The following is a 1,567-nucleotide window of genomic DNA, read 5'->3' as shown; positions in this document are numbered from 1 at the left end:
TCCAGCGCTGCCGCCCGGTAGGCTGAGCCACCCGCCTCGCCGCCTGCTTCGCCACCTGCCTCGATCTCCGCCCCACACGGTCATGAGCCACATCAACACCCAATTCCGCAAGCCGCTGCCCGGCACCTCCCTCGATTACTTCGACACGCAAGCCGCCGTCGAAGCCATCCAGCCGGGCGCCTGGGCCACCCTGCCCTACACCGCCCGCGTGCACGCCGAGAACATCGTGCGCAAAGCCGACCCGGCCATCGTCACCGATTGCCTCAAGCAGATCGTCGAGCGCAAGCGCGATCTCGATTTCCCCTGGTTCCCGGCCCGCGTGGCCTGCCACGACATCCTGGGCCAGACCGCGCTGGTCGACCTGGCCGGCCTGCGTGACGCCATCGCCAAGGAAGGCGGAGACCCGGCCAAGGTGAACCCGGTGGTGCCCGTGCAGCTGATCGTGGACCACTCGCTGGCCGTGGAGTGCGGTGGCTTTGACCCCGATGCGTTCCAGAAGAACCGCGACATCGAAGAGCGCCGCAACGAAGACCGCTTCCACTTCATCGAGTGGACCAAGAAGGCCTTCGCCAACGTGGACGTGATCCCCGCAGGCAACGGCATCATGCACCAGATCAACCTGGAGAAAATGTCGCCGGTGATCCATGCCGACAACGGTGTGGCCTACCCCGACACCTGCGTGGGCACCGACTCGCACACGCCTCACGTGGACGCGCTGGGCGTGATCGCCATCGGTGTGGGCGGCCTGGAAGCCGAGAACGTGATGCTGGGCCGCGCCTCGTGGATGCGCCTGCCTGAAATCGTGGGCGTGAAGCTCACGGGCCAACGCCAAAGCGGCATCACCGCCACCGACGTGGTGCTGGCTCTGACCGAGTTCCTGCGCAAGAACAAGGTCGTGGGTGCGTACCTGGAGTTCTACGGCGAGGGTGCATCGAAGCTCACCATCGGTGACCGCGCCACCATCTCGAACATGGCCCCTGAATACGGCGCCACCGCAGCCATGTTCAGCATCGACGAGCAGACGCTGGAGTACCTGACGCTGACCGGCCGCACGGCTGAACAGATCAAGCTGGTCGAGACCTACGCCAAGACCGCCGGTCTGTGGTCCGACAGCCTGAAAAACGCCGTGTACGAGCGCAACCTCGAGTTCGACCTGTCGAGCGTGGTGCGCAACATGGCCGGCCCGTCGAACCCGCACGCCCGCGTGGCCACGAGCGATCTCGCCTCCAAGGGCATCGCCGGTCAATGGGCCATGCCCAAGGCCGAAGAGGGCACCATGCCCGATGGCGCCGTGATCATCGCCGCCATCACCAGCTGCACCAACACCTCGAACCCGCGCAACGTGATCGCGGCGGCCCTGCTGGCCCGCAACGCCAACAAGCTGGGCCTCACGCGCAAGCCCTGGGTGAAGTCCTCGCTGGCCCCTGGCTCGAAGGCTGTGGAGCTGTACCTGAAGGAAGCCAACCTGCTGGGCGACCTGGAGAAGCTCGGCTTCGGCATCGTGGCCTTTGCCTGCACCACCTGCAACGGCATGTCGGGCGCGCTCGACCCGGTCATCCAGAAAGAA

At 66.0% G+C, this 1,567-nt stretch carries 1 protein-coding gene; it reads left to right on the top strand.

Annotation, left to right across the window (positions count from 1 at the left end):
• Positions 1-82 precede the first annotated feature (82 nt).
• A partial coding sequence (gene acnA, locus B2W70_RS13425; protein WP_286746401.1) for an aconitate hydratase AcnA occupies positions 83-1,567 on the top strand: 1,485 nt, incomplete at its 3' end.

Origin of the sequence: Aquabacterium sp. UBA2148, assembly GCF_002328915.1 — a bacterium.
GTDB lineage: Bacteria > Pseudomonadota > Gammaproteobacteria > Burkholderiales > Burkholderiaceae_C > Aquabacterium > Aquabacterium parvum.
Note: the sequence above shows the minus strand (reverse complement) of the source record. Positions and strands in the feature narration are given on the sequence as shown.